Raw genomic sequence first — 25,216 nt, 5'->3', positions numbered from 1 at the left:
GTCTTTTCCTCCTTATTTGATGGGGTGCTGGCGCAGGAAATCGGCGGCAACGGATGAAGGGCTTTCGTGATCGACATCGACCCGCGCGTTGAGCTGGCGCATGGTGACGTCGTCGAACAGTTCGGCCAGCGGCTTGAGTTCTTCGGCGAGTTTCGGGTGAGTGTCGAGGTAAACCTGACGCACCACCGGCGCAGCGGTGTAGTCCGGGAAGTAGTGCTTGTCGTCTTCCAGCAGTTTCAGCTTGAAGGCGTTCAAACGACCGTCCGTGGTGTAGACCAGACCGGCAAACACCTGACCATTGCGCAGGGCGGTGTAGACCAGCCCGGCGTCCATCTGGCGGATGTTTTTGCGGGTCAGGTTCATGCCGTAGAGGTCGACCATGCCGTCCAGACCGTCGGAGCGGTTGGCGAACTCGGTGTCCAGGGCGACGAGGTGATTGGTCTTCGCCTCAGCCTGCATCACCGTGTTCAGCTCGCTGACGGTGTTGATCTGCGGATACGCCTTCGCGGTGTTTTCTGGCAGGGCGAGGGCGTAGGTGTTGCTGAATTTCGACGGGGTGAGCCAGATCAGGCCTTTTTTCGCGTCGAGTTCTTTCACCTTGGCGTAGGACTGAGCGCTGTCGAGCTTGTCAGTGATGTGGTTGTAAGCCACCAGCGAAACGCCGGTGTATTCCCACATCAAATCAAGCTGACCACTTTCGTGAGCGCTGCGGGCCAGGTTGCTGCCCAGACCGCCGGTCACCTGAGTGTCGTAACCCTTGGTGCGCAGGTATTGGGAGGTGATTTCCGCCAGCAGGGTTTGTTCGGTGAACACCCGGGCGCCGATGCGGATCACGGGTTTTTCAGCGGCTTGGGCAAATCCTGCGAACAGCAGGGCGCAGCCTAAAATTAAGCTACTGCCTTTTAAAAAAAGAGCTTTCATAGAGATTCCTTTGCCGAGGCTTAAGACGGGCGCAAGCCGCGTTCGAGCCAGAGGCGGCTGGCGAGTGTCACCAGGCCGTCGAGCAGCAAGGCCAGCAACGCGGTGCAAGCCGCGCCGAGCAGCAGTTGCGGCTGATTGTTCAGGGCGATGCCAGGGAAAATCAGGCTGCCCAGACTGTTGGCGCCAATCAGGAACGCCAGCGGTGCGGTACCGACGTTGATCGCCAGCGCCACGCGCACGCCACCGATGATGATCGGCACCGCGTTTGGCAGTTCGACCCGCCACAGCACCTGAGTCGGTGTCATGCCGATGCCGACGGCCGCTTCCTTGAGCGAACCCTGAACGTTTTTCAGGCCTTCGTAGGTGTTGCGCACGATCGGCAACAGCGAGGCGAGGAACAGGGCGAAGATCGCGGGGCCGCTGCCGATGCCGAGGATGCCCAGGGCGATGGCCAGTACGGCGAGAGGCGGCACGGTGTTGCCGATGTTGAAGATCTGCATGAAGCGTTCAGCGCGGCCCACCATGGTCGGGCGGCTGAGGAAGATGCCGGCGGGAATGCCCACAATGAGGGCGGCCAGCATGGAAACAAGGACAAGAATCAAATGGGCTTGCAGGTAAAACAACAAATCGTCGCGGTAATGTTCGATCGTGTTGATGCCAATCCAGTGGACCAGCAGGGCCAGAAGGGCGACGACAACCGCACCTCCTATCAGCCCCTTGCCATAGCGAATAGCCACAGGCGGACTCCTTTTTCTTTGTCGGCGAACGCAGTCCCGTGTGGCAATGCCATTCCTGGCTGCCGGGATAACAACGTTCGCGAGAAGCAGCTCTTCATGCTGATGAAACCGCATGAGATCGAGCCATAAGCGCAGCCTCGTCAGGCCAACTTGCTGATTTTTCAGCCCCTGATACGAGTGCCGTAACAGGGGAGTGGACGTCTGCACCTTTTAAAAGGTTCCATAATTAACAGCAAATAGCCACCGTAGGAGCTGCCGAAGGCTGCGATCTTTTGATTTTGAACTTCGGTGGTCTTAAAAAAAACAAGATCAAAAGATCGCAACCTTCGGCAGCTCCTACAGGGCATGCGGTGTTCGGGAAGCCCTACGGACGGTGGTCCGTAGGTCACTTTTTAAGCTATACTCGCCGCCCTTTTTTGAATCACCTGCCAGGCGATTTCCCATGACCAAACAGGCCGCCGAAGTCGCGAAACGCCGCACTTTCGCCATTATTTCCCACCCCGATGCCGGTAAAACCACCATCACCGAGAAGCTCTTGCTGATGGGCAAGGCGATTGCGATTGCTGGCACGGTGAAATCTCGCAAGTCTGACCGCCATGCCACCTCCGACTGGATGGAAATGGAAAAACAACGGGGTATTTCCATTACCACGTCGGTCATGCAGTTCCCGTATCGCGACCACATGATCAACCTGCTCGACACCCCGGGCCACGAAGACTTCTCCGAAGATACCTACCGCACCCTGACGGCGGTGGACTCGGCCTTGATGGTCCTCGACGGCGGTAAGGGTGTAGAGCCACGCACCATCGCGCTGATGGACGTCTGCCGTCTGCGTGACACGCCGATTGTCAGCTTCATCAACAAACTCGACCGTGACATCCGCGACCCGATTGAACTGCTCGACGAAATCGAAGCGGTCCTGAAGATCAAGGCAGCGCCGATCACCTGGCCGATCGGTTGCTACCGCGACTTCAAGGGCGTTTATCACCTCGCCGACGACTACATCATCGTGTACACCGCGGGCCACGGCCACGAGCGCACCGATGTGAAAATCATCGAGAAGCTCGACTCCGATGAAGCTCGCGCACACTTGGGCGACGAGTACGATCGCTTCGTCGATCAGCTGGAACTGGTGCAGGGCGCCTGTCACGAATTCAATCAACAGGAATTCCTCGACGGCCAACTGACCCCGGTGTTCTTCGGTACTGCACTGGGCAACTTCGGTGTCGATCACGTGCTCGACGCCGTGGTCAACTGGGCGCCGAAACCGTTGGCCCGTGTCGCCAACGAGCGCACCGTGGAGCCGGTTGAAGAGAAGTTCGCCGGCTTCGTGTTCAAGATCCAGGCGAACATGGACCCGAAACACCGCGACCGTATCGCCTTCATGCGTATCTGCTCCGGCAAGTACGAAAAAGGCATGAAGATGCGCCACGTGCGCACCGGCAAAGACGTGCGGATCGGCGATGCGCTGACCTTCTTCTCCTCCGAGCGCGAGCAACTGGAAGAAGCGTTTGCCGGCGACATCATCGGTTTGCATAACCACGGCACCATCCAGATCGGCGACACCTTCACCGAAGGCGAAGTCCTGGGCTTCACCGGTATCCCGCACTTCGCCCCGGAACTGTTCCGTCGCGTGCGCCTGCGCGATCCGCTGAAATCCAAGCAACTGCGCCAGGGTCTGCAGCAATTGGCGGAAGAGGGCGCGACCCAAGTGTTCTTCCCGACGCGCAGCAACGACATCATCCTCGGCGCCGTCGGTGTGCTGCAGTTCGATGTGGTCGCCAGCCGTTTGAAAGAGGAATACAAGGTCGAGTGCTCTTATGAGCCGATTACGGTCTATTCCGCGCGCTGGATCGATTGCAGCGATAAGAAGAAGCTCGAAGAATTCCAGATCAAGGCTGTGGAAAACCTCGCCATCGACGGCGGTGGTCACCTGACCTACCTGGCCCCGACGCGGGTCAACCTGGCACTGATGGAAGAGCGCTGGCCGGACGTGAAATTCCGTGCGACGCGTGAGCATCACTAAGCTCTGAGCTGAAACCCAAAAGCCCCGTTGCGAAAGCACCGGGGCTTTTTTGTGCCCGACGCAATCCCCTGTGGGAGCGAGCTTGCTCGCGATAGTGGACTGGCATTCAACACATTCATTGAATGAAAGAATGCCATCGCGAGCAAGCTCGCTCCCACAGGGGCTTCGTCAGTCTCGAAATAACGTTTCGCCCTAATATTTATTCCAAACCAATCTTCCTGCCAACTGCATTCCGTCCATTCGTTAGCGTCCTATCTGGAGAACCGAATCAATCGGAACTAGATTTTATTCAGCGCCAGAGAGGCACCGCTGTTTCACCTACAAATGGATGGAATCGGCTATGAACAGGTTGCTACGCGTTTTATTGATGTTGAAAGTATTGGTAATGCTGGCCCTCGGCAGTTCTGCGGTCTGGGCCGAGTGCGAGAATCACGATACCCAGGCTTCGAACGGGCAGGTCGGGCATGGTGAGTTGATGCTCGCCAAGTCCGAATCGGAGCCGGGCGATCAGGGGCAGGGTGGCAGCGCAGACGATGACGACTCGACCACTGACGATCCGGACACTGACGAGGATGAAGGGGCTTAAGTGATAGGCAAAAGAAAACCCCTCCTGCCCGACTGATGCGCAGCCGAAGCAGAAGAGGTTAGTGAACAGGTCGTATATCCCTGTGGGAGCGAGCTTGCTCCGGGCGGCGTTCCGACGAAGGCGTCATGCCAGCCAACATTACCGTCGACTGACACACCGCTTTCGCGAGCAAGCTCGCTTGTATGTTTAGACTTGAAGGGGTGGGCGGGACTAAAAGCTCGATTCTGACTCTGACCAGTACAGACCGTGGGAGACTTCTCGTCCCGCCCTTTCTACCCAAAGCGCCGATAAGGAATTGCTCCGCGTATGTGAAATTCCGCGCGACCCGTGAGCATCATTAAGGTCCGGCGGTAATAGAAAGGGCGAAGCTGTGATGGCTTCGCCCTTTTTTATGGCTGATAACTATTGAATTAAAGGCTGTTCGGGCCTACCCGTAGTTGCTTCAATGAAAGTTCTGCTCCCACGCGCACCGCTTCAACTTGCGCAGCAATGGCATCCTTTACGATCGCTTCGCCCATGTCGGTCAGTTCCTGGTTCTTGATATGAGTCACACTCAGGTGCAACAAGTTCAGGGCGGGCAAAACGGCGGGCAGAGATTATGCGGCTACTTATATAAGAATATAGAGCTTGTGATTTATATAGCAAAATCAACTACTGAACTGTCATTTTTTACAGGTTACGCGCCTGTGTTTTTAGTGTTTTATCAGTTAGCGGTCAGGTATTGCCCGTGAGCAGTATTTACTAATTATGCAGGAGCAACATCATTTCATCACATGACAAGCTGAGAGGCCATATTTTGTCGGGCACCAAGGATAATTCAAGCAAGAGTAGCGGAACACTGACAGGCGAAATCACAAATCTTATCACTGGCGTAAAGTATGAGGCGACGGCTGGAGGTTTTCAGCGATCTATTGGGAATTATCCTAGAGTAACTATATGGGGGGCCGACCCTGAGGGAGTCGGGAACAGTTACGAAATTAACATGCACTTTCTTGAGGACGACCCTCCTTCCGGAACCTACACAGTGGGTGGTGATAATTGGAAAGGATGTTCGTATTCTCGCTGGCCTGACGAGGAATATTTATCTGCGGAGTCGGGAAAGTTGACGTTGTTGAATTTTGAGAGTGTCACTACTTTAGAGGGCGAGCTTAGTTTTGTCACTCAGGTCAGAGGGCAGCGACAGTATAAAGTTGATGTCACATTCAAGGTGGTTGGGTGGTAGTGTAGGGGCCGTTTGGTACAGTGAACTGGTTGGTTGACGTGAGAGGTGCTGAAGTTGAGGCTTTCACCTTTAGGGGGGCGACCTCCTATAAAACATATAAAGCCCCTCTCGCCGGACAGATGCGCTATCCAACGAGAAGGGCTGTAGAACACACGCAATGCTCTGGACTCACCCTCCAGAGCGTTTTTTTTGCAGGTCAGACCACAAACTGCTCCGCGTAGTGGCAAGCCACCTGGCGGCTGTCGAGCAGGCGCAGGGCCGGCTCTTCAGTGCTGCAGCGCTCGGTCGCGTACGGGCAGCGCTTGTGGAACGCGCAGCCGGACGGCGGGTTCAACGGATTAGGCAATTCGCCGACGATCTTGATTTTCGGCTTGTTCGGGTCCGGGTGAATGGTCGGGGTGGCCGACAGCAACGCCTGGGTGTACGGGTGCAGAGGACGCTCGTAGATGTCGTTCTTCGGGCCCATTTCCACCGGGCGACCGAGGTACATCACCATCACGTCATCGGCGACGTGTTGCACCACCGCCAGGTTGTGGGAGATGAACACGTAAGCGGTGTTGAACTCTTGCTGCAAGTCCATGAACAGGTTCAGCACCTGCGCCTGAATGGACACGTCCAGCGCCGAGGTCGGTTCATCCGCTACCAGCACTTTAGGCTGCAACATCATCGCGCGAGCCAGGGCGATCCGCTGGCGCTGACCACCGGAGAACATGTGCGGATAACGCTGGTAGTGCTCAGGACGCAAGCCCACCTGCTTCATCATCGCCTGGACTTTCTCGCGACGTTCAGCAGCCGACAGGTTGGTGTTGATCAGCAGCGGCTCAGCCAGTTGATCACCGACTTTTTGCCGTGGGTTCAACGATGCGTACGGGCTCTGGAACACCATCTGCACGTCTTTGCGCAGTTGCTTGCGTTCAGCCTTGTTCGCGCCGGTGACTTCCTGCCCGGCGATTTTCAAGGAGCCGGAGGACGGCTCCTCGATCAGCGTCAGGGCACGGGCCAGGGTGGATTTGCCGCAGCCCGATTCGCCGACGACAGCGAGGGTCTTGCCGGCTTCCAGTTCGAACGACACACCGTTAAGCGCGCGTACGGTCGCATGGCCCTTGAACAGGCCACGGGACACTTCGTAGTGACGGGTCAGGTCGCGGGCGGTAAGTACGACGGCCATTACGCCACCTCCTGATTCAGCGGGTAGAAGCAGCGGGCGAGGCTGTTGCTTTTCGGGTCAAGGGTTGGACGTTGCTGACGGCAGGTATCCTGCACGTACGGGCAACGCGGCGACAGCAGGCAACCCTGCGGACGGTCATAACGACCGGGAACGATGCCCGGCAGCGTCGCCAGGCGCGTGGCGCCCAGGCTGTGTTCCGGAATCGCCTTGAGCAGCGCTTCGCTGTACGGGTGCGCCGGAATGTCGAACAGCTGAGGCACCTGACCCACTTCGACCGCTTGGCCGGCGTACATCACGCACACGCGTTGTGCGGTTTCGGCCACGACCGCAAGGTCGTGAGTGATCAGCACCAGGCCCATGTTCTGTTCTTTCTGCAGTGCCAACAGCAGGTCCATGATCTGCGCCTGAATCGTTACGTCCAGTGCCGTGGTCGGTTCGTCGGCGATCAGCAATTTCGGTTCGCCGGCAATCGCCATGGCGATTGCAACACGCTGGCTCATACCACCGGACAGTTGATGCGGGTAAGCATCCATACGGCTGGCGGCACCCGGGATTTCAACTTTTTCCAGCAGTTCGATGGCGCGTGCGCGGGCTTGCTTGCCGGACATTTTCAGGTGCAGGCGCAGCACTTCTTCGATCTGGAAACCGACGGTGTAGCTCGGATTCAGCGCGGTCATCGGGTCCTGGAAGACCATGGCCAGGTCTTTGCCGACAATCTGCCGACGCTGACGGTTGCTCAGTTTGAGCATGTTCTTGCCGTCGAAATTCAGGGCGTCAGCGGTGACGATCCCCGGATGTTCGATCAGGCCCATCAGCGCCATCATGGTCACGGACTTGCCGGAACCCGATTCGCCAACGATGGCCAGCACTTCGCCCTTGTCCACGGTAATGTCGAGACCGTCGACCACCGGAACGGCGTTCTTGTCGCCGAAGCGAACGTTGAGATTCTTGATTTCTAACAGTGACATTTGAATCTCCTCAGGCGGCGTTCTTGAGTTTCGGGTCCAGCGCATCGCGCAGGCCGTCGCCCATCAAGTTGATTGCCAGCACGCTGAGCAAAATGGTCAAACCAGGCAGACTTACCACCCACCAGGCGCGTTCGATATAGTCGCGAGCCGAAGCCAGCATGGTGCCCCACTCAGGGGTTGGCGGTTGTACGCCAAGGCCGAGGAAGCCCAGTGCCGCAGCATCGAGAATCGCCGAGGAGAAACTCAGGGTGGCCTGAACGATCAGCGGCGCCATGCAGTTGGGCAGCACGGTGACGAACATCAGGCGTGGCAGATTGGCACCGGCCAGGCGCGCGGCGGTCACGTAGTCGCGGTTCAGTTCGCCCATCACCGCGGCGCGGGTCAGACGAACATAGGACGGCAACGAAACCACGGCGATGGCAATAATGGTGTTGATCAGGCCAGGGCCGAGGATGGCGACAATCGCCACCGCCAGCAGCAGGGACGGCAGGGCCAGCATGATGTCCATCAGACGCATGATGGTCGGGCCGAGCAAGCGCGGGAAGAACCCGGCGAACAGACCCAAAAGGATGCCCGGAATCAGCGACATCACCACCGACGACAAGCCGATCAGCAGGGACAGGCGCGAACCGTGGATCAGTCGTGACAGCAGGTCGCGACCCAGCTCATCGGTGCCGAGCAGGAACTGGATTTGCCCACCTTCCAGCCAGGACGGCGGGGTCAGCAGGAAGTCGCGGTACTGCTCGCTCGGGTTGTGCGGTGCTACCCAAGGGGCGAACAGTGCGCAGAAAATCACCAGCAGCATGAACAGCAGGCCGGCGACGGCGCCTTTGTTCTTGGAGAACGCTTGCCAGAATTCTTTGTATGGAGACGGATACAGCAGGCTTTGATCGACTGCTACCGCTGGAATTGAAGTGGTCATGGTCATAATGATCTCAGCGCTGGTGACGAATGCGTGGGTTGGCAAAGCCGTAGAGGATGTCCACCACGAAGTTGACCAGAATCACCAGGCAGGCGATTAACAGGATGCCGTTCTGCACCACGGGATAATCCCGTGCGCCAATGGCTTCGATCAGCCATTTGCCGATGCCGGGCCAGGAGAAGATGGTTTCGGTCAGGACCGCACCGGCCAGCAATGTGCCGACTTGCAGGCCGACCACGGTCAGTACCGGAATCAGCGCGTTACGCAGGCCGTGAACGAACACCACGCGCGACGGCGACAGGCCTTTGGCGCGGGCGGTACGGATGTAGTCTTCACGCAGCACTTCGAGCATCGAAGATCGGGTCATCCGCGCGATTACCGCCAGCGGAATGGTGCCGAGCACAATGGCCGGCAGGATCAGGTGATGCAGGGCATCGAAGAACGCACCGACGTCATCGGCCAGCAGCGTGTCGATGAGCATGAAACCGGTCCGCGGCTCGATGTCGTAGAGCAGGTCGATCCGCCCGGACACTGGTGTCCAGCCCAGGGACACCGAGAAGAACATGATCAGGATCAGGCCCCACCAGAAGATCGGCATCGAGTATCCCGCCAGGGAGATGCCCATCACCCCGTGGTCGAACAGGGATCCTCGCTTGAGTGCCGCAATCACCCCGGCCAGCAGGCCCAGGACGCCAGCGAACAACAGGGCGGCCATGGACAGTTCCAGGGTCGCGGGGAATAGAGACGTGAATTCGGTCCAGACGCTTTCACGGGTACGCAGGGATTCGCCGAGATCGCCGTGGGCCAGTTTGCCAACGTAATCCAGGTATTGGGCATACAGGGGTTTGTTCAGACCTAGGCGTTCCATTGCCTGAGCGTGCATTTCGGGGTCGACTCGACGTTCGCCCATCATCACTTCCACGGGGTCGCCTGGAATCATGCGAATCAACGCGAAAGTCAGCAAGGTAATGCCGAAGAACGTGGGGATCAATAACCCCAATCGGCGGGCAATAAAACTAAACATCTTGTGGTGTACCTCATCAGCCGGTTAGGCGTGCCCGGCATTCCTGGGTCAGGAATGCCGGTAGTTTCTTATCTACTTCACCTGGGTGGTGGCGAAGTTATTAGTGGTGAGCGGGCTAATGTGATAGCCCTCTACGTTGTTGCGCATTGCGGTGAACATACGGGTGTGGGCCATGCTGATCCAAGGTTGGTCCTGGTTAAAGACTTCTTGGGCTTGCTCATAGAGCGCTGCACGTTCCGCCGGGTTTACTTTAGCCCTTGCTTCGTCGATCAGCGCCTGGAACTTTTCATTGCACCAGCGTGCGTAGTTTTCGCCGTTTTTGGCGGCCTCGCAACTGAGCATAGGCGTCAGGAAGTTATCCGGGTCGCCGTTATCGCCGGCCCATCCGGCAGACACCATGTCGTGCTCGCCGTTTTTCGCGCGTTTGAGCATTTCGCCCCATTCCATGACGCGAATATCGACCTTGATCCCGACTTTGGCCAGGTCCGCCTGCATCATCTGCGCGCCGAGCATCGGGTTCGGGTTGGTTGGACCGCCGCCGTTTCGGGTGAACAGGGTGAATGTGGTGCCTTCTGGTACGCCGGCTTCCTTGAGCAGGGCGCGAGCCTTGTCCAGATCACGTGGCGGATTCTTCAGGTCGTGGTTGTAGCCCAGCAAGGTGTCCGGGTACGGATTGACTGCCACGGTCGCATTGCCTTTGCCGAACAGCGCGTTGACGTATGCGGCCTTGTCGAAGGCGATATCGATGGCTTTACGTACGCGAACATCGCTCATGTACTTGTGCGAGGTGTTCATGGCGATGTACGAGACGGTCATCGCGTTCAGTTCATCGACACTCAGTTTGGCGTCTTTCTTGATGCTCGGAATGTCATCTGGCTTGGGATACAGCGCAATCTGGCATTCGTTGGCTTTCAGTTTTTGCAGGCGTACGTTGTTGTCGGTGGCGATGGCCAGAATCAACGAATCAGCCGGTGGCTTGCCACGGAAGTAATCCGGGTTGGCCTTGAAGCGGACCTGAGCATCCTTGGCATAACGCTGGAAGATGAACGGGCCGGTACCGACCGGTTTGTTATTCAGGTCGCCGGTCTTGTCGGCCTTGAGCAGTTGGTCGGCATACTCGGCGGAGTAGATCGAGGAGAAGGCCATGGCGATGTCGGCCAGGAACGGCGCTTCGCGGCGGGTCAGGGTGAAGGTGACCGTGTTGTCGTCGATCTTCTCGACACTTTTGAGCAGTTCCTTGAAGCCCATGCTTTCAAAGTACGGGAAGCCCACGCTCGACAGTTTGTGCCACGGGTGATTCGGGTCCAGCTGACGCTGGAAGCTCCAGACCACGTCGTCGGCGTTCATGTCGCGGGTCGGCTTGAAGTATTCGGTGGTGTGAAACTTGACACCTTTGCGCAGGTGGAACGTGTAGGTCAGACCGTCCTCGCTGATGTCCCAGGAATCGGCCAGTGCCGGAATCACTTCAGTGGTGCCGGGCTTGAAGTCCGCCAGACGATTGAAGATGGTTTCGGCCACCGCATCGGCGGTGACTGCAGTCGTGTACTGGACCATGTCGAAGCCTTCCGGACTGGCTTCGGTGCAGACCACCAGGGGTTTGGCCGAGACGCCAACAGCGACACTCAGCAACGCGGCCGCGATGGCCGCACGTAGGGGAAGCATTTTCATCAAAGAACCCTCTGCAATCGGTTGAACTGAAGAAAACCAAACGGCCGACTCGTCATGAGTCAGCCGCAGGCGTGCGTTTTTACAGAATGTTGAACGGGATGGTGGTCACGAGACGGAACTCGTTGATGTTGCCGTCCGACTGGTTTTCACTGGCGCGGTGCGTGGTGTAGGTCGCGCGAACAGTGGTGGCCTTGAGTGGGCCGCTCTGCACGGCGTACGAAGTACCGATGCCGTATTCGTAATGGTGTTCGCCGTCCATCGTCTGCACGCTGGCGTACTCGCCGCCTTTGTTATGAGTACCGTCGATGCCCCAGCCGCGAGCCTGGTAGATATTGAACTTCAGGCCTGGCACGCCGTATTCGGCCATGTTCAAGCCGTAGGCGATCTGGAAGGATTTCTCGTTCGGGCCGTTGAAGTCCGACAGCAGGGAGTTGGCCAGGTAAATGCCGTTGGTTTCGTGCAGATAGTCGAAGTACTCGTTACCGTTCACTTCCTGGTAGGAGAAAGTCAGGCTGTGGGCCTGGTGGGTCAGGCCGAGCGACAGGGAGTAGGTGTCGTTGTCGATCTCGCCCAGTACGGCTTTGCCTTCGTCGACGGTTTTGTAGTAGTTCAGGCCAGTGGTCAGGCTCAGTACCGAGCTGTCACCCAATACGTGAGTGGCGCCGAAGTAGTACTGGTTCCACATGTCTTCGGCCTGGGTGCCCCACAGGCTGGTGGTCAGGCTGGCGAACGGCTGGTAGGTGATGCCACCGGTGTATACGTGATCGATTTCAACGAGGTGGTCGGCGTATTCCGCGCGGAATTTACGCTGGCTTTCTTCGGTACGCGGTGAGTTGCGATCGAAGGTGGCCAGGTCGAACGACAGGTTCTCCAGCTCTTCGCTGTGGATCGCCACACCTTCGAAGCTCGAAGGCAGTGCACGGTTGCCGATTACATCGACCTGCGGGCTGCTGAAGTTCATGCGGCCGGCGGTCAGGGTGGTGTTGGAGAAACGTGCCTTGACGTTGGCCAGACCCAGTTTGCTCCATTGGCCTTGGGCGTCGCCGCCTTCTTTGGTCAAGGTACGGTTATTGCCAGGCCGCTCCCTATCGAAGGGTACACCGCCATCGGCAGAGGCCAGACTCTTGCGATCACGTTCCAGGGCAATAGCGTTGTATGCCGCGACTTCAGTGCTGAAGCCGACGGTACCCTCGGTGAAGCCCGAGTTGTACTTCAGGATGGTGCCTTGAACCCAGTTGATACGACGGTCAGTCGTCTGCAACGCACCGTCTTTGTTGTAGCGGAACTTGCCTTCGCGCTTCAGTTGCTCGTTGGCATACCAGTTACGTGTGGTGCCAGTGAGCGACTGGCCTTCGACAAAGCCAGTGGCTTCACTCTGAGCACTTTTCTCTTTCACGGTAACCGGGGTGTACGCCTGGCTCTGGGTTTCTGCGTACGCCGAGGCGGTTACGCTGCTGATGGCCAAGGCCAGTAACGCGGTGCTACTCAGTTTCATGGGGTGAAGCTCCTTTCTTTCTTTTTTTTAATGCCGGTCTTTTTTGGTGGTCCGGCTATTTGGTTTAGAACTCATTCAAGGCATCGCAAACGTTTGCTGTAGGCCGGATTGACGAATTACGGCAATACGCTTGCGTGAGGGCGGAATCCGCCCCCAGCGTTTTTGGCTAATCGGTTATTTTTCTATGCTGACGCCCGAGAACACGTTACGACCGAAAGGACTCACCTTGAATCCTTCGATTTTGGCGCTCAACGGCTGGTTAACCGTCGAGTGGGCGACTGGCGTAATCGGCACCTGCTGCTTGAGGTACTGTTGCGCCTGTTTGTAAAGCACGGTGCGCTGGTCGCGGTCGGTGACGACCTTGGCCTGTTTGATCAGCTTGTCGTAAGCCGGATCACACCACATGGAGTAGTTGTTGCCGCCAATGGCGTCGCAGCTATAAAGCGTGCCGAGCCAGTTGTCCGGGTCCCCGTTGTCACCGGTCCAGCCAATCAGGCTGACGTCGTGCTCGCCGTTCTTGGTGCGCTTGATGTACTCGCCCCATTCGTAGCTGACGATCTTCACTTTGAGGCCGATTTTCGCCCAGTCAGCCTGGAGCATTTCGGCCATCAATTTGGCGTTGGGGTTGTACGGGCGCTGGACCGGCATGGCCCAGAGGGTAATTTCAGTGCCTTCCTTCACGCCGGCAGCCTTGAGCAGTTCCTTGGCTTTTTCCGGGTTGTAGGCGGCGTCTTTAATGGTCTCGTCGTAGGACCATTGGGTCGGCGGCATGGCGTTGACCGCCAGTTGACCGGCCCCTTGATAGACCGCGTTGAGAATCCCTTGCTTGTTCACCGCCATGTCCAGCGCCTGGCGCACTTCGAGCTGGTCGAAAGGCTTGTGGCGCACGTTGTAGGCGATGTAACCGAGGTTGAAACCGGGCTTCTCGATGAGCTTGAGTGTCGGGTCGTTCTTCAGTGCGGTCACGTCGGCAGGCCGCGGGTGCAAGGTGATCTGGCACTCGTTGGCCTTGAGCTTCTGCACGCGCACCGAGGCATCGGTGTTGATGGCGAAAATAAGGTTCTCAAGCTTGACCCGGCTCGGGTCCCAGTACTGCTTGTTGCCGGTGTAACGGATGTTGGAATCTTTCTGGTAGCTCTTGAACACGAACGGCCCGGTGCCGATCGGCTTCTGATTAATATCGCTTGGTTTGCCGACCGCCAGCAGTTTGTCGGCGTATTCGGCGGACAGGATGGCGGCGAAACTCATGGCGATGTTCTGGATGAACGCGGCGTCTACGCTGTTGAGCGTCATGACCACGGTCAAAGGCCCGGTCTTCTCGACCTTGGCGATGTTCTTGTTCAGGCTCATCCCGTTGAAATACGGGAACTCGGTCGGATAAGCCTTACGGAAAGGTTGCTGTGGATCGAGCATGCGATTGAACGTGAACAACACGTCATCGGCGTTGAAATCACGGGTGGGCGTGAAGTATTTGGTTGTGTGAAATTTCACCCCTTCGCGCAGGTGAAAAGTGTACTTGAGGCCGTCCTCGGAAATATCCCAGCGAGTGGCCAGGCCTGGTACGACGTTGGTGGCGCCTTTTTCGAACTCTGCCAGTCGGTTGTACAACGGCTCGGCGGCGTCATTGTCGGTCGCGGTCGTGTACTGCGCGGTGTCGAAGCCAGCAGGGCTGCCTTCGGAGCAGAACACCAGGCTGTTATTGGCGGCCTGGCTGATGGAAGTGGCGGCCAACAGGCCGGTGCCCAGCAATGCGGATAAAACCAAGGTATGGCGCATGACGCTCCCTTTTCTCTTTCTCTAAGTGTTTTCAATGAACTGCCGTCCCGTCCGGGGACGTGGAGGCATCACTGATCACAAGCCATGACAGGCAGCAATAACCGAGAGCCCACGCACGAACGGGTCAGATCCCGACGGTATGAGCCGCGGACCTGGCAGTAAATGCGTAGAGTCCTAAAGACTCGTAGGAAATGGCAACGCGTCCGACGCCGCTGCTGTAATACTCAGCGGAATTGGATGTAGGTGGTTTCCTACTTTCTCGGCAGATAAAACAACGGCGACGTCAAAAACGTCGCCGCTGCAAAACCTTATTTGCTGACGCTGACGCCGTAGAAGGAGTTCAAGCCAAACGGGCTGATCTTGAAGTCCTGCACGTTGTCGCGCATGGGTTGGAACACCGTCGAGTGAGCGATAGGTGTCATTGGAACGGCGTCTTTGAGGACGTGTTGCGCCTGTTTGTACAGTTCGGTGCGCTTGGACTGATCGGTCGTGTGCTTGGCTTCTTTCACGATGCCGTCGAACTTCTTGTCGCACCACTTGGAGAAGTTGTTGCCTTCCAGAGAATCGCAGCCGAACAGCACGTTCAGCCAGTTGTCCGGGTCACCGTTGTCGCCGCTCCAGCCAATCAGCATCGCGCCGTTTTCACCGCCTTTGGAGCGCTTGATGTACTCGCCCCACTCGTAGGTCACGATCTTGGCCTTGATACCAACCTTGGCCCAGTCGGACTGCAGCATTTCAGCCATCAGCTTGGCGTTCGGGTTGTACGGACGCTGCACCGGCATCGCCCACAGGTTGATCTCGGTGCCTTCCTTGACGCCGGCTTCCTTGAGCAGCTCCTTGGCTTTCTCAGGGTTGTACGGCGCATCCTTGATGGTGGTGTCGTAAGACCACTGGGTTGGCGGCATGGCGTTGACCGCCAGTTGACCTGCACCCTGGTAAACCGAGTCGATGATCTGCTGCTTGTTGACGGCCATGTCCAGTGCCTGACGCACTTTCAGTTGGGCCATCGGGTTTGGCTGATCGCTGCCCTTGATCTTGTCCATCACGTTGTAGGCGATGTAACCCAGGTTGAAACCAGCCTGGTTAGGCACTTTCAGAGTCTTGTCTTCCTGAAGAGCCTTCAGGTCGGCCGGACGTGGGAACAGAGTGATCTGGCACTCGTTCTTCTTCAGCTTCTGGATACGTACCGACGGGTCGGTGGTGATGGCGAAGATCAGGTTGTCGATCTTGACGTCGTCAGGCTTCCAGTAGTCCTTGTTGCCGGTGTAACGGATGTTGGAGTCTTTCTGGTAGCTCTTGAACACGAACGGGCCAGTGCCGACCGGCTTCTGGTTGATGTCGGCGGCTTTGCCTTCTTTGAGCAGCTGGGCGGCGTACTCGGCGGACTGGACGGAAGCGAAACTCATGGCCATGTTCTGGATGAACGCGGCGTCGACGTCTTTCAGGGTGAACTTGACAGTTTTGTCGTCGACTTTATCGATCTTGGTGATGTTGGTATCCATCCCCATGTCGGTGAAGTACGGGAATTCGGTTGGGTACGCCTTACGGAACGGATCATCCTTGTTAATCATGCGATTAAAGGTGAACAGCACGTCGTCGGCGTTGAACTCACGAGTCGGCTTGAAGTACGGGGTGGTATGGAACTTGACGCCTTCACGCAGGTGGAAGGTGTAAGTCAGGCCATCATCGGAGATGTCCCATTTGGTCGCCAAACCAGGAATAACGGCGGTGCCGCCGCGCTCGAACTGAGTCAGGCGGTTGAACATGGTTTCTGCAGAGGCGTCGAAGTCGGTTCCGGTGGTGTACTGACCAGGATCAAAACCGGCCGGGCTCCCTTCGGAGCAAAACACCAGGTTAGTCGCCGCTTGGGCGAAAGGTGCGGAGGCTAACAAGCCTGCGCCGACTAAAAACGGAATGACCGCGTGTTTAAGCATGGTGGCCTCATGATTTGTTGTCATTTTTGGAATTAGAGGACGACCTCGTGAGTCGTGCCTGCGGATACTTATGCAGGGGCCATACCCATTGCAAGATCCGGAGCGGCCACAAGTCTTAAACAGTGGCACGAACGTACCTTAATGTCGCATATGTATAAATTCAGGAGCATTTGACCGTTTGCGCAGGTTTTTTTCAGTGCAAATCGCGCACCTACAGAGGGCGGCCGGGGCGCCTGGCGCACCCGGTTGGAGCGAGGTGTTACTTATTTATACCCACGCCATAGAAGGGTGTGAGGCCGAACGGGCTGATCTTGAAGTCGGTGACTTCCTTGCGCAGCGGCTGGAACACCGTCGAGTTCGCAATCGGTGTGATAGGTACTTGTTGTTTAAGGATTTGTTGTGCCTGTTGGTACAAATTGACCCGTTGCTGTTTGTCAGTGGACACTTTGGCTTGCTGAATCAATTTGTCGTACGCCGGGTCGCACCACTTGGCGTAGTTGCTACCTTTCACCGCGGCGCAGCTGTAGAGCACGCCGAGCCAGTTATCCGGGTCGCCGTTGTCGCCCGTCCAGCCATCTATGGTCGTCGATTTTGTCTACGCTCTTGATCGTTTTGTTCAGGTCCATGTCGGCGGCAGGTAAGTGAGCACAAATCCCTCGTTAGATATAGGCGAGGGATGCATGCTCGTAAGGCAGGAGCTTGAAATCCCACATGGAAGATTTGGAATGACTCGAGTTGTTGAAATCCTGATGTACACCTTGAAACCGGGATCAGGACTGGATTTCCATCGAATAATGCAGGAAGTAAGCGTTCCGCTTCATTTAAAGGCGGGTGTGGATGTCGTTTCTTATGGCGGCTCTTTGCATGACGATGATAGCTATCATTTGATTCGCTCCTATGAGAGCGAGAGCCATCGCCAAGCTTCTCAAGATCTTTTTTACTCAAGTACTGAGTGGAAGCAAGGTCCGAGAGCAGGCATCATCAGCCGAATTGAAGTCAGTACAAAGACAGTTATGGCGCTCACTCAAGATGCGATTGATACCATCAGAGCTTCCCGTAAATCTAACCAGGGCTGATGCTCAATCAGCGTAGCCATTCACTAACAATCACGGGGTAGTCGGTGAACCGTGTGCTGGACACCATCGATCCGGTATAGACCGCGTTAGCGTTCATCGTCGCAACGCCGCCCGAAGCAGGCTCGCCCCCACAGGGATCGAGTGTGTACATGGATTGTGTGCACGATACAGATCAAATGTGGGAGCGAGCCTGCTCGCGATGACGGCGGATCAATCACCACAAAGTCATCAGACCCACCCCAGCTTCCGCCAGGCAATAAAAAACGGCGATCACTTCGGTGATCGCCGTTTCTGTGTCCGTGTTATCGAATCACTGCATCAACACTTCAATCGCTCCATCCGCCGTCATGCTGACCTGGCTGGTGCCGGCTTCAACTTCCGGGGTCACTGGTGCGGAGTCCATGGCGGCGGCTTTCATCATCATCGGCCCACGCATGTACGGCTGTGGATAACCGTTGCTGTTCAAGTTCAGGTTAACGATCTTATAACCCTTGCCACCCAACGCGTCGGTCGCCAATTGAGCACGGGCCTTGAAGGCTGTCACGGCTTCTTTAAGCAGCGCATCTTCGCTGGCCTTGCGGGTTGGTGTGGCGATGGCGAAGTCCATGCCGCCCATTTTCAGGTCGGTGAGCAGTTCGCCGGTCAACTTCGACAGTGCCGCGAAGTCGGAGCTTTCCAGGCGCAGTTCGGCGCGTTCGCGCCAGCCGGTGATTTTCTGGCCCTTGGTGTCGTAGATCGGGTAGCTGTTGCGGCTGCCCTGGCGCAGGGTGATGTCTTTGACCTGTTTGGCCTGGGCCAGCGCTTTGTTCATGGTGGTGCTGACGTCGGCGGCGAGTTTGGCCGGGTCGGTGTTTTGTTCTTCGGTGTAGAGGGTCACGATCATCAGGTCGCGGGCCACTTCCTGACTGACTTCGGCGCGCAGGGCGATCTGGTTGTAATGAAGTTCGTCGGCGGCCAGGGCCGGGAGGCTGGCGACGGTACCAACGCTAAGGGCAAGAAGGGCGGCGCTGCGGCGGAAACTGTGCATGAAAACTCCTTGGACGATGCGCAGGGGTTAGGGTCCGAGCCTGCGTGAAACCATCAGACTCTAGCTTTTATGATCCGGTTCGCACAGTTACAACTTCTATACAGATCAACGCGATCTCTTGTAGCAGCTGCCGAAGGCTGCGTTCGAGCGCGAAGCGGTCGCCATTGGGCTGACGCGTTTTGCATGAAGGAATGAGGTCTCAGGTTTTACGACCGCTTCGCGGCCGAACGCAGCCTTCGGCAGCTGCTACAAGGGATGCGTGTCGGCCAATAGGCTGTGGCCGTTTGCCGCACTTTTGCCTGCCAGCCCCCGTGCTTGGTTATACTCCGTGCGATCCGCCTGGAGCGCTCATCAGGAGAGCTCATGCTCGCCCCCGTTCAAATCACTTCCGCAACTCGCCAGAATCTCTGGCGGCTGACGTTCATCCGTACATTGGTGTTGGCCGCTCAGGCCGGTTCCGTGGGCCTGGCCTACTGGCTCAACTTGCTGCCGCTGCCTTGGTTCCAACTGGCCGCGACCCTGGGTTGCTCGATGTTGCTGTGCGCGTTCACGGCGATTCGCTTGCGCACCTCATGGCCGGTTACCGAACTCGAATACGCCGTGCAACTGGCTTGCGACCTGTTTATCCACAGTGCCTTGCTGTATTTCTCCGGCGGCTCGACCAACCCTTTCGTCTCTTATTACCTGGTGCCGCTGACCATCGCCGCCGTGACCTTGCCGTGGCGTTATTCGGTGATTCTGTCCGGTATCGCGTTGACGATGTACACCCTGCTGCTGGCCCGCTTCTATCCGCTGCAAACCTTCCCGATCGCTCGGGAAAACCTGCAGGTTTACGGGATGTGGCTGAGTTTCGCCCTGGCCGCGGCGGTCATCACCTTCTTCGCCGCACGCATGGCCGAAGAGCTGCGCCGTCAGGAAGAACTGCGCGCCATCCGTCGCGAAGAGGGCCTGCGTGATCAGCAACTGCTGGCCGTCGCCACCCAGGCCGCCGGTGCGGCCCATGAACTGGGCACGCCGCTGGCGACCATGAGCGTGTTGCTCAAGGAAATGCGTCAGGACCATCACGACCCGATGTTGCAGGACGACCTGAGCGTGCTGCAGGATCAGGTCAAACTCTGCAAGGAAACCTTGCAGCAACTGGTGCGCGCCGCCGAGGCCAATCGCCGCTTGGCAGTGGAGATGCAGGACGTCACTGATTGGCTCGACGAAGCGCTGAACCGCTGGCACCTGATGCGCCCGGAAGCCAGTTATCGCTTCCAGCGACTGGGCCAAGGCACCGTGCCGCGCATGGCGCCGCCACCGGATCTGACCCAGGCGCTGCTGAATTTGCTCAACAACGCCGCCGACGCTTGCCCCGAAGGGCTGCAAGTGACGCTGGACTGGAATGCCGAGGATTTGACCATCAGCATTCGCGACCACGGCGCCGGTGTGCCGCTGGCCATCGCCGAGCAGATCGGCAAGCCGTTTTTTACCACCAAGGGCAAAGGTTTCGGCCTGGGCCTGTTTTTGAGCAAGGCCAGCGTGACACGCGCCGGCGGCTCAGTGAAACTCTACAGTCATGAGGAAGGCGGCACGCTCACCGAGCTGCGCCTGCCCCGTGTCGCCCGAGGAGACGAACATGAGTGACGAGATCCAAGTCGAAGGCGAAGGCGAAGAACTGCCGCATTTGCTGCTGGTCGACGACGACACAACGTTTACCCGGGTGATGGCCCGTGCCATGGCCCGCCGCGGCTTTCGCGTCAGCACCGCCGGTTCCGCCGAAGAAGGCCTGACCATCGCTCAGGCTGACCTGCCAGACTACGCCGCGCTGGACCTGAAAATGGACGGCGATTCCGGCCTGGTGCTGTTGCCCAAGCTCCTTGAACTGGACCCGGAAATGCGCGTGGTAATCCTCACCGGTTATTCGAGCATTGCCACCGCCGTCGAGGCGATCAAGCGCGGTGCCTGCAATTACCTGTGCAAACCGGCGGACGCCGATGACGTGCTGGCTGCGCTGCTCTCCGAGCACGCCGACCTCGACACGCTGGTGCCGGAAAACCCGATGTCGGTGGATCGCCTGCAGTGGGAACACATCCAGCGTGTGCTGACCGAGCACGAAGGCAACATCTCCGCGACTGCCCGCGCCCTGGGCATGCACCGCCGCACGCTGCAGCGCAAACTGCAGAAGCGTCCCGTTCGTCGCTGAACCTGCGCTGAACGAATGCGGGCCGCTCCTCGCGACAAACCGAACCGATCATCTATGATCGGTTCGTGTGTGTTCTTTTCTTTATCGAGCCTTATCCATGAATCAGAACGCTGAATATTCCGCGGTCAACGATGCTGTGCGCGGGCAGTTTTTTCGCAAAGTCTGGGCGATGATCACGCCTTACTGGCGCAGTGAAGAGAAGGGCAAGGCCTGGACGTTGCTGATCGCTGTGATCGCGCTGTCGCTGGTCAGCGTGGGGATCTCGGTGTGGTTCAACACCTGGTACAAGGATTTTTACAACGCCCTGCAACAAAAGGACGAGGCGGCCTTCTGGCGGCTGATCCTGTATTTCTGCGGGATTGCGGCGGTGGCAATCATCGGTGCCGTCTACCGGCTCTATCTGACCCAGATGCTGACCATCCGCTGGCGAGCCTGGCTCACCGAAAAGCATTTTGCCCGCTGGCTCGGCAACAAGAATTACTACCAGCTGGAACAGGGCGGTTACACCGATAACCCGGACCAGCGGATTTCCGAAGACCTCAACAACTTCACCTCGAACACCCTGGAACTGGGCATTGGTTTGCTTCGCAACATTGTCAGCCTGGTGTCGTTCTCGATCATTCTGTGGGGCGTGTCGGGCAGTATCGAAGTGTTCGGTTTCACCGTTCCCGGCTACATGTTCTGGTGTGTGCTGGTCTATGCCGTGATCGGCAGCTGGCTGACGCATTTGATTGGTCGTCGCTTGATCGGTTTGAACAACCAACAACAACGTTTCGAAGCCGACCTGCGTTTTTCCATGGTGCGGATTCGCGAAAACGCCGAAAGCATTGCGCTGTACAACGGCGAGCCCAATGAAAACCGTCGCTTGAGCTACCGTTTCGGGATGGTCTGGCACAACTTCTGGGACATCATGAAGGTGTCCAAGCGTCTGACGTTCTTCACCGCCGGTTATAGCCAGGCCGCTATCATCTTTCCGTTCATGGTCGCGGCACCGCGTTACTTCGCTGGCAAGATCGAACTCGGCGATCTGATGCAAATCAGTTCGGCGTTCGGCAACGTGCAGGAGAGTTTCAGCTGGTTTATCAGTGCGTATCAGAATCTCGCCGCGTGGCGCGCCACCTGTGATCGACTGCTGAGTTTCCGCCAGGCCATGACCGACAACGAAGAGCGGGCGCCGGCCATCGACGTGCAGAATTCAGGTTCAGCGTTGAAGATGCACAACCTCGGCCTCGACCTGGCGGATGGCCGTCATCTGCTGACCAGCGCCGACATGACTGTGGAAGAGGGCGAGCGCGTCATGCTCAGCGGCCGTTCCGGCAGCGGCAAGTCGACCTTGCTGCGGGCGATGGGGCATCTGTGGCCGGCTGGCCACGGCAGCATTCGTCTGCCGGCGGCGCGTTATTTGTTCCTGCCGCAAAAACCCTATCTGCCGATTGGCACGTTGCGTGAAGCGCTGAGTTATCCACAGTCTGGCGATACATATCCGCACGAACGCTACGTTCATGTGCTGGAAGCCTGCCGTTTACCGCATATCGTTGCCCGTCTGGACGAAGCCAATCACTGGCAGCGCATGTTGTCGCCGGGTGAGCAGCAACGCCTGGCCTTCGCTCGTGCGCTGCTGTATGCACCGCAATGGCTGTACATGGACGAAGCGACCTCGGCGATGGACGAGGAGGACGAAGCGTCGCTGTATCAGGCCTTGATCGATGAGATTCCGGGGTTGAGCATTGTCAGCGTCGGGCATCGCAGCAGCCTGAAGCGCTTCCATCCACGGCATGTTCGTATCGAGAATGGGCATCTGGTGGACCAGACCGTGACCGCATAAACACCACAACCCCTGTGGGAGCGAGCTTGCTCGCGATGGCGGTCTGACATTCAGAATGAAGGTGTCTGACACTCCGCCATCGCGAGCAAGCTCGCTCCCACAGGGGCCGGCGTTCGCCGACGGTGATCGTACAACCGCGTTGAGCTATGATGCGGTTTCAGCCGCAACTTTCGAGAAAGACGTTCACCATGGAAAACCCGATCGACGCACCACGCCTCCCTCGCAAGCGCCGCAGCCTCGCTCAGGAACTGGTGACGGTGCTGTCCGAGCAGATCCGCGACGGTCACCTCAAGCGTGGCGACAAGTTGCCCACCGAGTCGGCGATCATGGATGCCCATGGCGTCAGCCGCACCGTGGTGCGCGAAGCGATTTCCCGTTTGCAGGCGGCCGGGCAGGTTGAAACCCGCCACGGCATCGGTACTTTTGTGCTCGACACCCCAAGCCCGAGCGGTTTCCGTATCGACCCGGCGACCGTGGTCACGCTGCGTGACGTGCTGGCGATTCTGGAACTGCGCATCAGCCTCGAAGTGGAATCCGCCGGCCTTGCTGCGCAACGCCGCAGCCCCGAGCAGCTGGCATTGATGCGCGCGGCGCTGGATGCGTTGAATGAAAGTGTTTCCCATGCCAGCGATGCTGTGGCGTCCGACTTCCAGTTCCACCTGCAAATCGCCCTGGCGACGGGCAACCGCTATTTCACCGACATCATGACCCACCTGGGCACTAGCATCATTCCGCGTACACGGCTTAACTCCGCGCGCCTGGCCCATGACGACCAACAGCACTACATGAATCGTCTGAGCCGAGAGCACGAAGAAATTTACGATGCGATTGCCCGTCAGGATTCGGATGCGGCCCGAGCGGCGATGCGGTTGCATTTGACGAATAGCCGTGAGCGGTTGCGCCATGCCCATGAAGAGGCAGAAGCTCAGCGGGGGTAGTTTCTGCTGTCGAGTAATGCATTGCCTGACAGGACGCTATCGTCGGAACGCCGCCCGGACCAAGCTCGCTCCCACAGTGTTTTGCGTCGCACACAGATTCCTGTGGGAGCGAGCTTGGTCCGGGCGGCGTTCCGACGATGGGGCCGGCAGCCTTCTCGCTATAACATCAGCGAGTCTTCAGTATCGTCCGATCCACCCGCACCGCCAGTTGTGCGGTTCCGGGCCTGGCATCGAACATCACCTCGCCTTGTTCACCCAGCACCGCCCGAGCAATCGGCACTCCCTTGGCCAACAACTCCAACGGCGCACCCTTCAGTGATTGGCCCGAGGCCAGTTCCAGCTTCAATTTGATAGTCATCATCGATCTCCTTATCAGGCAACGTTGCCAGTGGGTTTGTAATCCTTGAGCAGCAAATAAGTGCTCCAGCCCCACCAGTCATCGACGGTGGCGGTGTCGTTCAGGTTGTTGACGTCCTTGCGTCGCAGCACCTTGTTGCCCTCGACCCTGAACAGCGGCGAGAAGTTGGTCGCCAGGTTCAGTACGGCTTGCAGATCAGGCATCTTTTTCAAGGCGCCGAATTGGCCGGCCGATGGGGCGATTCCGCTGAGATAAGCCGCGAACACTTCATCCGCAGACACCTGAACCGCCTGATTCACCTGGATGCGATTGGCGCTGGAGAGGTCGTCGAAGTAGCGCTTGTCCCCATACGCGTGCCATTGATCGCCGTTGCCATTGCGCACATTGAGGCCGAACTTGCTGTCTTCGTCGTGCATGAAGCGCGTGATTAACGAACCCAGATCACTGGGCGTGACCACCGCTGCCAATTGTTTGCGCGGCACTCGCAGGTGGCCGGTGGAAAACAGGTCGGTCAGGTAGTGATCGGCAAAAGCGTTCATCGCATAGGCCAGCTCCAGCTGCTTTTCATCGCCGCTGGTGTGGGCCAGCACCGCTTGTTGCACCGCTGCGGTGTGCCCGGCGATATAGGCCAGCAGCGCCCATTCGGCGAAGTGATCGGCATTGTTGGCGGCCAGTTTCAGGTAGCGGCCAAATGGGAACAGCGCCGAGACGACACTGCCGCCGCCGGTGATCTTGTTCCACTCTTCTGACAACGTATCACCGAGGGCGTCATAGGCTTCGTGAGGTTGTTTACCGTCCTTGATCGCCTGCTTGATCGCGGCGATTTCCTTTTGCATCACGCCGAGGATCAGCTTGGCTTCAGCGTTAGCAGCAGGCAGCACGGCCAGCGAGTTGAAGGCGTTGGTAAAACGCTGGATTCGGTCAGCGCCTGTCGCGCCTTCGCTGATCGGTTGATCGGGAATTCCATAGAAATCACCCCCCAGCGCAATGACCTGGCCATAGGTTAGCGCCAGCCCATTGGGTAGATGCAGTTCCACCTGCGAAGCGGGGATAGCCGGTGCGTCCTTGATGAAGCGCAGCAGTGTGCTGTCGCCGATGGCGGTGTGTTCGCCACCCTCGAACCTCAGCTGTGGCTTGCCTTTCAGGGCATTGCCGGAGGCTGTGGGCAGAGGCGCGGGAGGGGGAGGCGTAGAGCTGTGATGATCAGCAATCTGCAAGATCACATGTGGGTTATTCCCGATGAGAGGGATGCCATGCTCGGTAAAAAGATCATCCAGTTCGGCAATAACCTGTTTCGGTTTTTCCTTCGATTGTGCGTGTAGACCTGACATTTCTATCTCCTTGATATGTCGTCGGTACG

Annotated in this window: 20 protein-coding genes and 1 pseudogene; 7 read left to right on the top strand and 14 right to left on the bottom strand. The window is 57.9% G+C overall.

Features of this window, described 5'->3' with window-relative positions:
- Positions 1 to 12 precede the first annotated feature (12 nt).
- Together E3W21_RS23570 and E3W21_RS23565 are read right to left on the bottom strand one after the other, a co-directional pair.
- Positions 13 to 921, bottom strand: a complete 909-nt coding sequence (locus tag E3W21_RS23570) for a glycine betaine ABC transporter substrate-binding protein (protein ID WP_134422029.1) — start codon at positions 919 to 921, stop codon at positions 13 to 15.
- Between the two features lie 20 nt (positions 922 to 941).
- Positions 942 to 1,658: an ABC transporter permease gene (locus E3W21_RS23565; protein WP_129438555.1), complete on the bottom strand. Its 717-nt coding sequence runs from the start codon at positions 1,656 to 1,658 to the stop codon at positions 942 to 944.
- Between the two features lie 442 nt (positions 1,659 to 2,100).
- On the opposite strand from E3W21_RS23565, the gene E3W21_RS23555 reads away from it, so the two are divergent.
- The gene (locus tag E3W21_RS23555) at positions 2,101 to 3,684 is read left to right on the top strand and encodes a peptide chain release factor 3 (protein ID WP_131062973.1); all 1,584 of its coding nucleotides are present in this window, start codon (positions 2,101 to 2,103) and stop codon (positions 3,682 to 3,684) included.
- 340 nt (positions 3,685 to 4,024) lie between these two features.
- A complete protein-coding gene (locus tag E3W21_RS23550; protein ID WP_134422027.1) occupies positions 4,025 to 4,270 on the top strand; it encodes a hypothetical protein in 246 nt (81 codons plus the stop codon).
- Positions 4,271 to 5,688: 1,418 nt separating this feature from the next.
- Here E3W21_RS23550 and E3W21_RS23540 read toward each other — a convergent pair.
- The 9 genes and pseudogenes from E3W21_RS23540 to E3W21_RS23500 form a co-directional block, all read right to left on the bottom strand.
- Entirely contained in the window at positions 5,689 to 6,660 is a 972-nt protein-coding gene (locus E3W21_RS23540) for a peptide ABC transporter ATP-binding protein (RefSeq protein WP_134422026.1), read from the bottom strand.
- Positions 6,660 to 7,628, bottom strand: coding sequence for an ABC transporter ATP-binding protein (locus E3W21_RS23535; protein ID WP_129438545.1), 969 nt, complete (start codon positions 7,626 to 7,628; stop codon positions 6,660 to 6,662). The genes E3W21_RS23540 and E3W21_RS23535 overlap by 1 nt, the downstream gene beginning before the upstream one ends.
- Positions 7,629 to 7,638: 10 nt before the next feature.
- A complete protein-coding gene (locus E3W21_RS23530; protein WP_046046053.1) occupies positions 7,639 to 8,550 on the bottom strand; it encodes an ABC transporter permease subunit in 912 nt (303 codons plus the stop codon).
- 13 nt (positions 8,551 to 8,563) lie between these two features.
- Complete coding sequence (locus E3W21_RS23525; RefSeq protein ID WP_129438543.1) at positions 8,564 to 9,574, bottom strand: ABC transporter permease subunit; 1,011 nt, start codon at positions 9,572 to 9,574, stop codon at positions 8,564 to 8,566.
- A 72-nt stretch (positions 9,575 to 9,646) separates the two neighbouring features.
- Positions 9,647 to 11,242 (bottom strand): ABC transporter substrate-binding protein, encoded by a 1,596-nt coding sequence (locus E3W21_RS23520; protein WP_129438541.1) that lies wholly within the window; start codon positions 11,240 to 11,242, stop codon positions 9,647 to 9,649.
- A 79-nt stretch (positions 11,243 to 11,321) separates the two neighbouring features.
- Positions 11,322 to 12,737 (bottom strand): OprD family porin, encoded by a 1,416-nt coding sequence (locus E3W21_RS23515; RefSeq protein ID WP_129438539.1) that lies wholly within the window; start codon positions 12,735 to 12,737, stop codon positions 11,322 to 11,324.
- 174 nt (positions 12,738 to 12,911) lie between these two features.
- The gene (locus E3W21_RS23510; protein WP_134422025.1) at positions 12,912 to 14,513 is read right to left on the bottom strand and encodes an ABC transporter substrate-binding protein; all 1,602 of its coding nucleotides are present in this window, start codon (positions 14,511 to 14,513) and stop codon (positions 12,912 to 12,914) included.
- 308 nt (positions 14,514 to 14,821) lie between these two features.
- Positions 14,822 to 16,447, bottom strand: a complete 1,626-nt coding sequence (locus E3W21_RS23505) for an ABC transporter substrate-binding protein (protein WP_134422024.1) — start codon at positions 16,445 to 16,447, stop codon at positions 14,822 to 14,824.
- A gap of 259 nt (positions 16,448 to 16,706) precedes the next feature.
- Positions 16,707 to 17,027 (bottom strand): annotated as a pseudogene (locus E3W21_RS23500) (ABC transporter substrate-binding protein); the annotation flags it as partial.
- A 145-nt stretch (positions 17,028 to 17,172) separates the two neighbouring features.
- On the opposite strand from E3W21_RS23500, the gene E3W21_RS23495 reads away from it, so the two are divergent.
- Positions 17,173 to 17,523 carry an NIPSNAP family protein gene (locus E3W21_RS23495; RefSeq protein WP_129438533.1) on the top strand — a complete coding sequence of 117 codons (351 nt, stop codon included), beginning with the start codon at positions 17,173 to 17,175 and terminating at the stop codon, positions 17,521 to 17,523.
- Positions 17,524 to 17,833: 310 nt separating this feature from the next.
- Here the strand turns inward: E3W21_RS23495 and E3W21_RS23490 are convergent, their stop codons facing one another.
- Positions 17,834 to 18,550, bottom strand: a complete 717-nt coding sequence (locus E3W21_RS23490; RefSeq protein WP_134422023.1) for an SIMPL domain-containing protein — start codon at positions 18,548 to 18,550, stop codon at positions 17,834 to 17,836.
- A gap of 363 nt (positions 18,551 to 18,913) precedes the next feature.
- Between E3W21_RS23490 and E3W21_RS23485 the strand changes: the two genes are divergently transcribed.
- From E3W21_RS23485 to E3W21_RS23470, 4 genes are all read left to right on the top strand, one after another.
- Positions 18,914 to 20,176, top strand: coding sequence for an ATP-binding protein (locus E3W21_RS23485; RefSeq protein WP_046045825.1), 1,263 nt, complete (start codon positions 18,914 to 18,916; stop codon positions 20,174 to 20,176).
- A complete protein-coding gene (locus E3W21_RS23480; RefSeq protein WP_134422022.1) occupies positions 20,169 to 20,735 on the top strand; it encodes a response regulator transcription factor in 567 nt (188 codons plus the stop codon). The genes E3W21_RS23485 and E3W21_RS23480 overlap by 8 nt, the downstream gene beginning before the upstream one ends.
- Before the next feature lie 97 nt (positions 20,736 to 20,832).
- A complete protein-coding gene (locus tag E3W21_RS23475; protein WP_134422021.1) occupies positions 20,833 to 22,560 on the top strand; it encodes an ABC transporter ATP-binding protein/permease in 1,728 nt (575 codons plus the stop codon).
- A gap of 188 nt (positions 22,561 to 22,748) precedes the next feature.
- Positions 22,749 to 23,498, top strand: coding sequence for a FadR/GntR family transcriptional regulator (locus E3W21_RS23470; RefSeq protein ID WP_046045828.1), 750 nt, complete (start codon positions 22,749 to 22,751; stop codon positions 23,496 to 23,498).
- A gap of 166 nt (positions 23,499 to 23,664) precedes the next feature.
- Here the strand turns inward: E3W21_RS23470 and E3W21_RS23465 are convergent, their stop codons facing one another.
- Together E3W21_RS23465 and E3W21_RS23460 are read right to left on the bottom strand one after the other, a co-directional pair.
- Positions 23,665 to 23,856, bottom strand: coding sequence for a hypothetical protein (locus E3W21_RS23465; protein ID WP_134422020.1), 192 nt, complete (start codon positions 23,854 to 23,856; stop codon positions 23,665 to 23,667).
- 14 nt (positions 23,857 to 23,870) lie between these two features.
- Entirely contained in the window at positions 23,871 to 25,187 is a 1,317-nt protein-coding gene (locus tag E3W21_RS23460; protein WP_129438523.1) for a phospholipase, read from the bottom strand.
- Positions 25,188 to 25,216 lie beyond the last annotated feature (29 nt).

The organism is Pseudomonas sp. F01002 (genome assembly GCF_004402115.1).
GTDB classification, from domain to species: Bacteria; Pseudomonadota; Gammaproteobacteria; order Pseudomonadales; family Pseudomonadaceae; genus Aquipseudomonas; species Aquipseudomonas frigoris.
The sequence above is the reverse complement of the archived record's forward strand: the minus strand, read 5'-3'. Positions and strand labels throughout refer to the sequence as shown.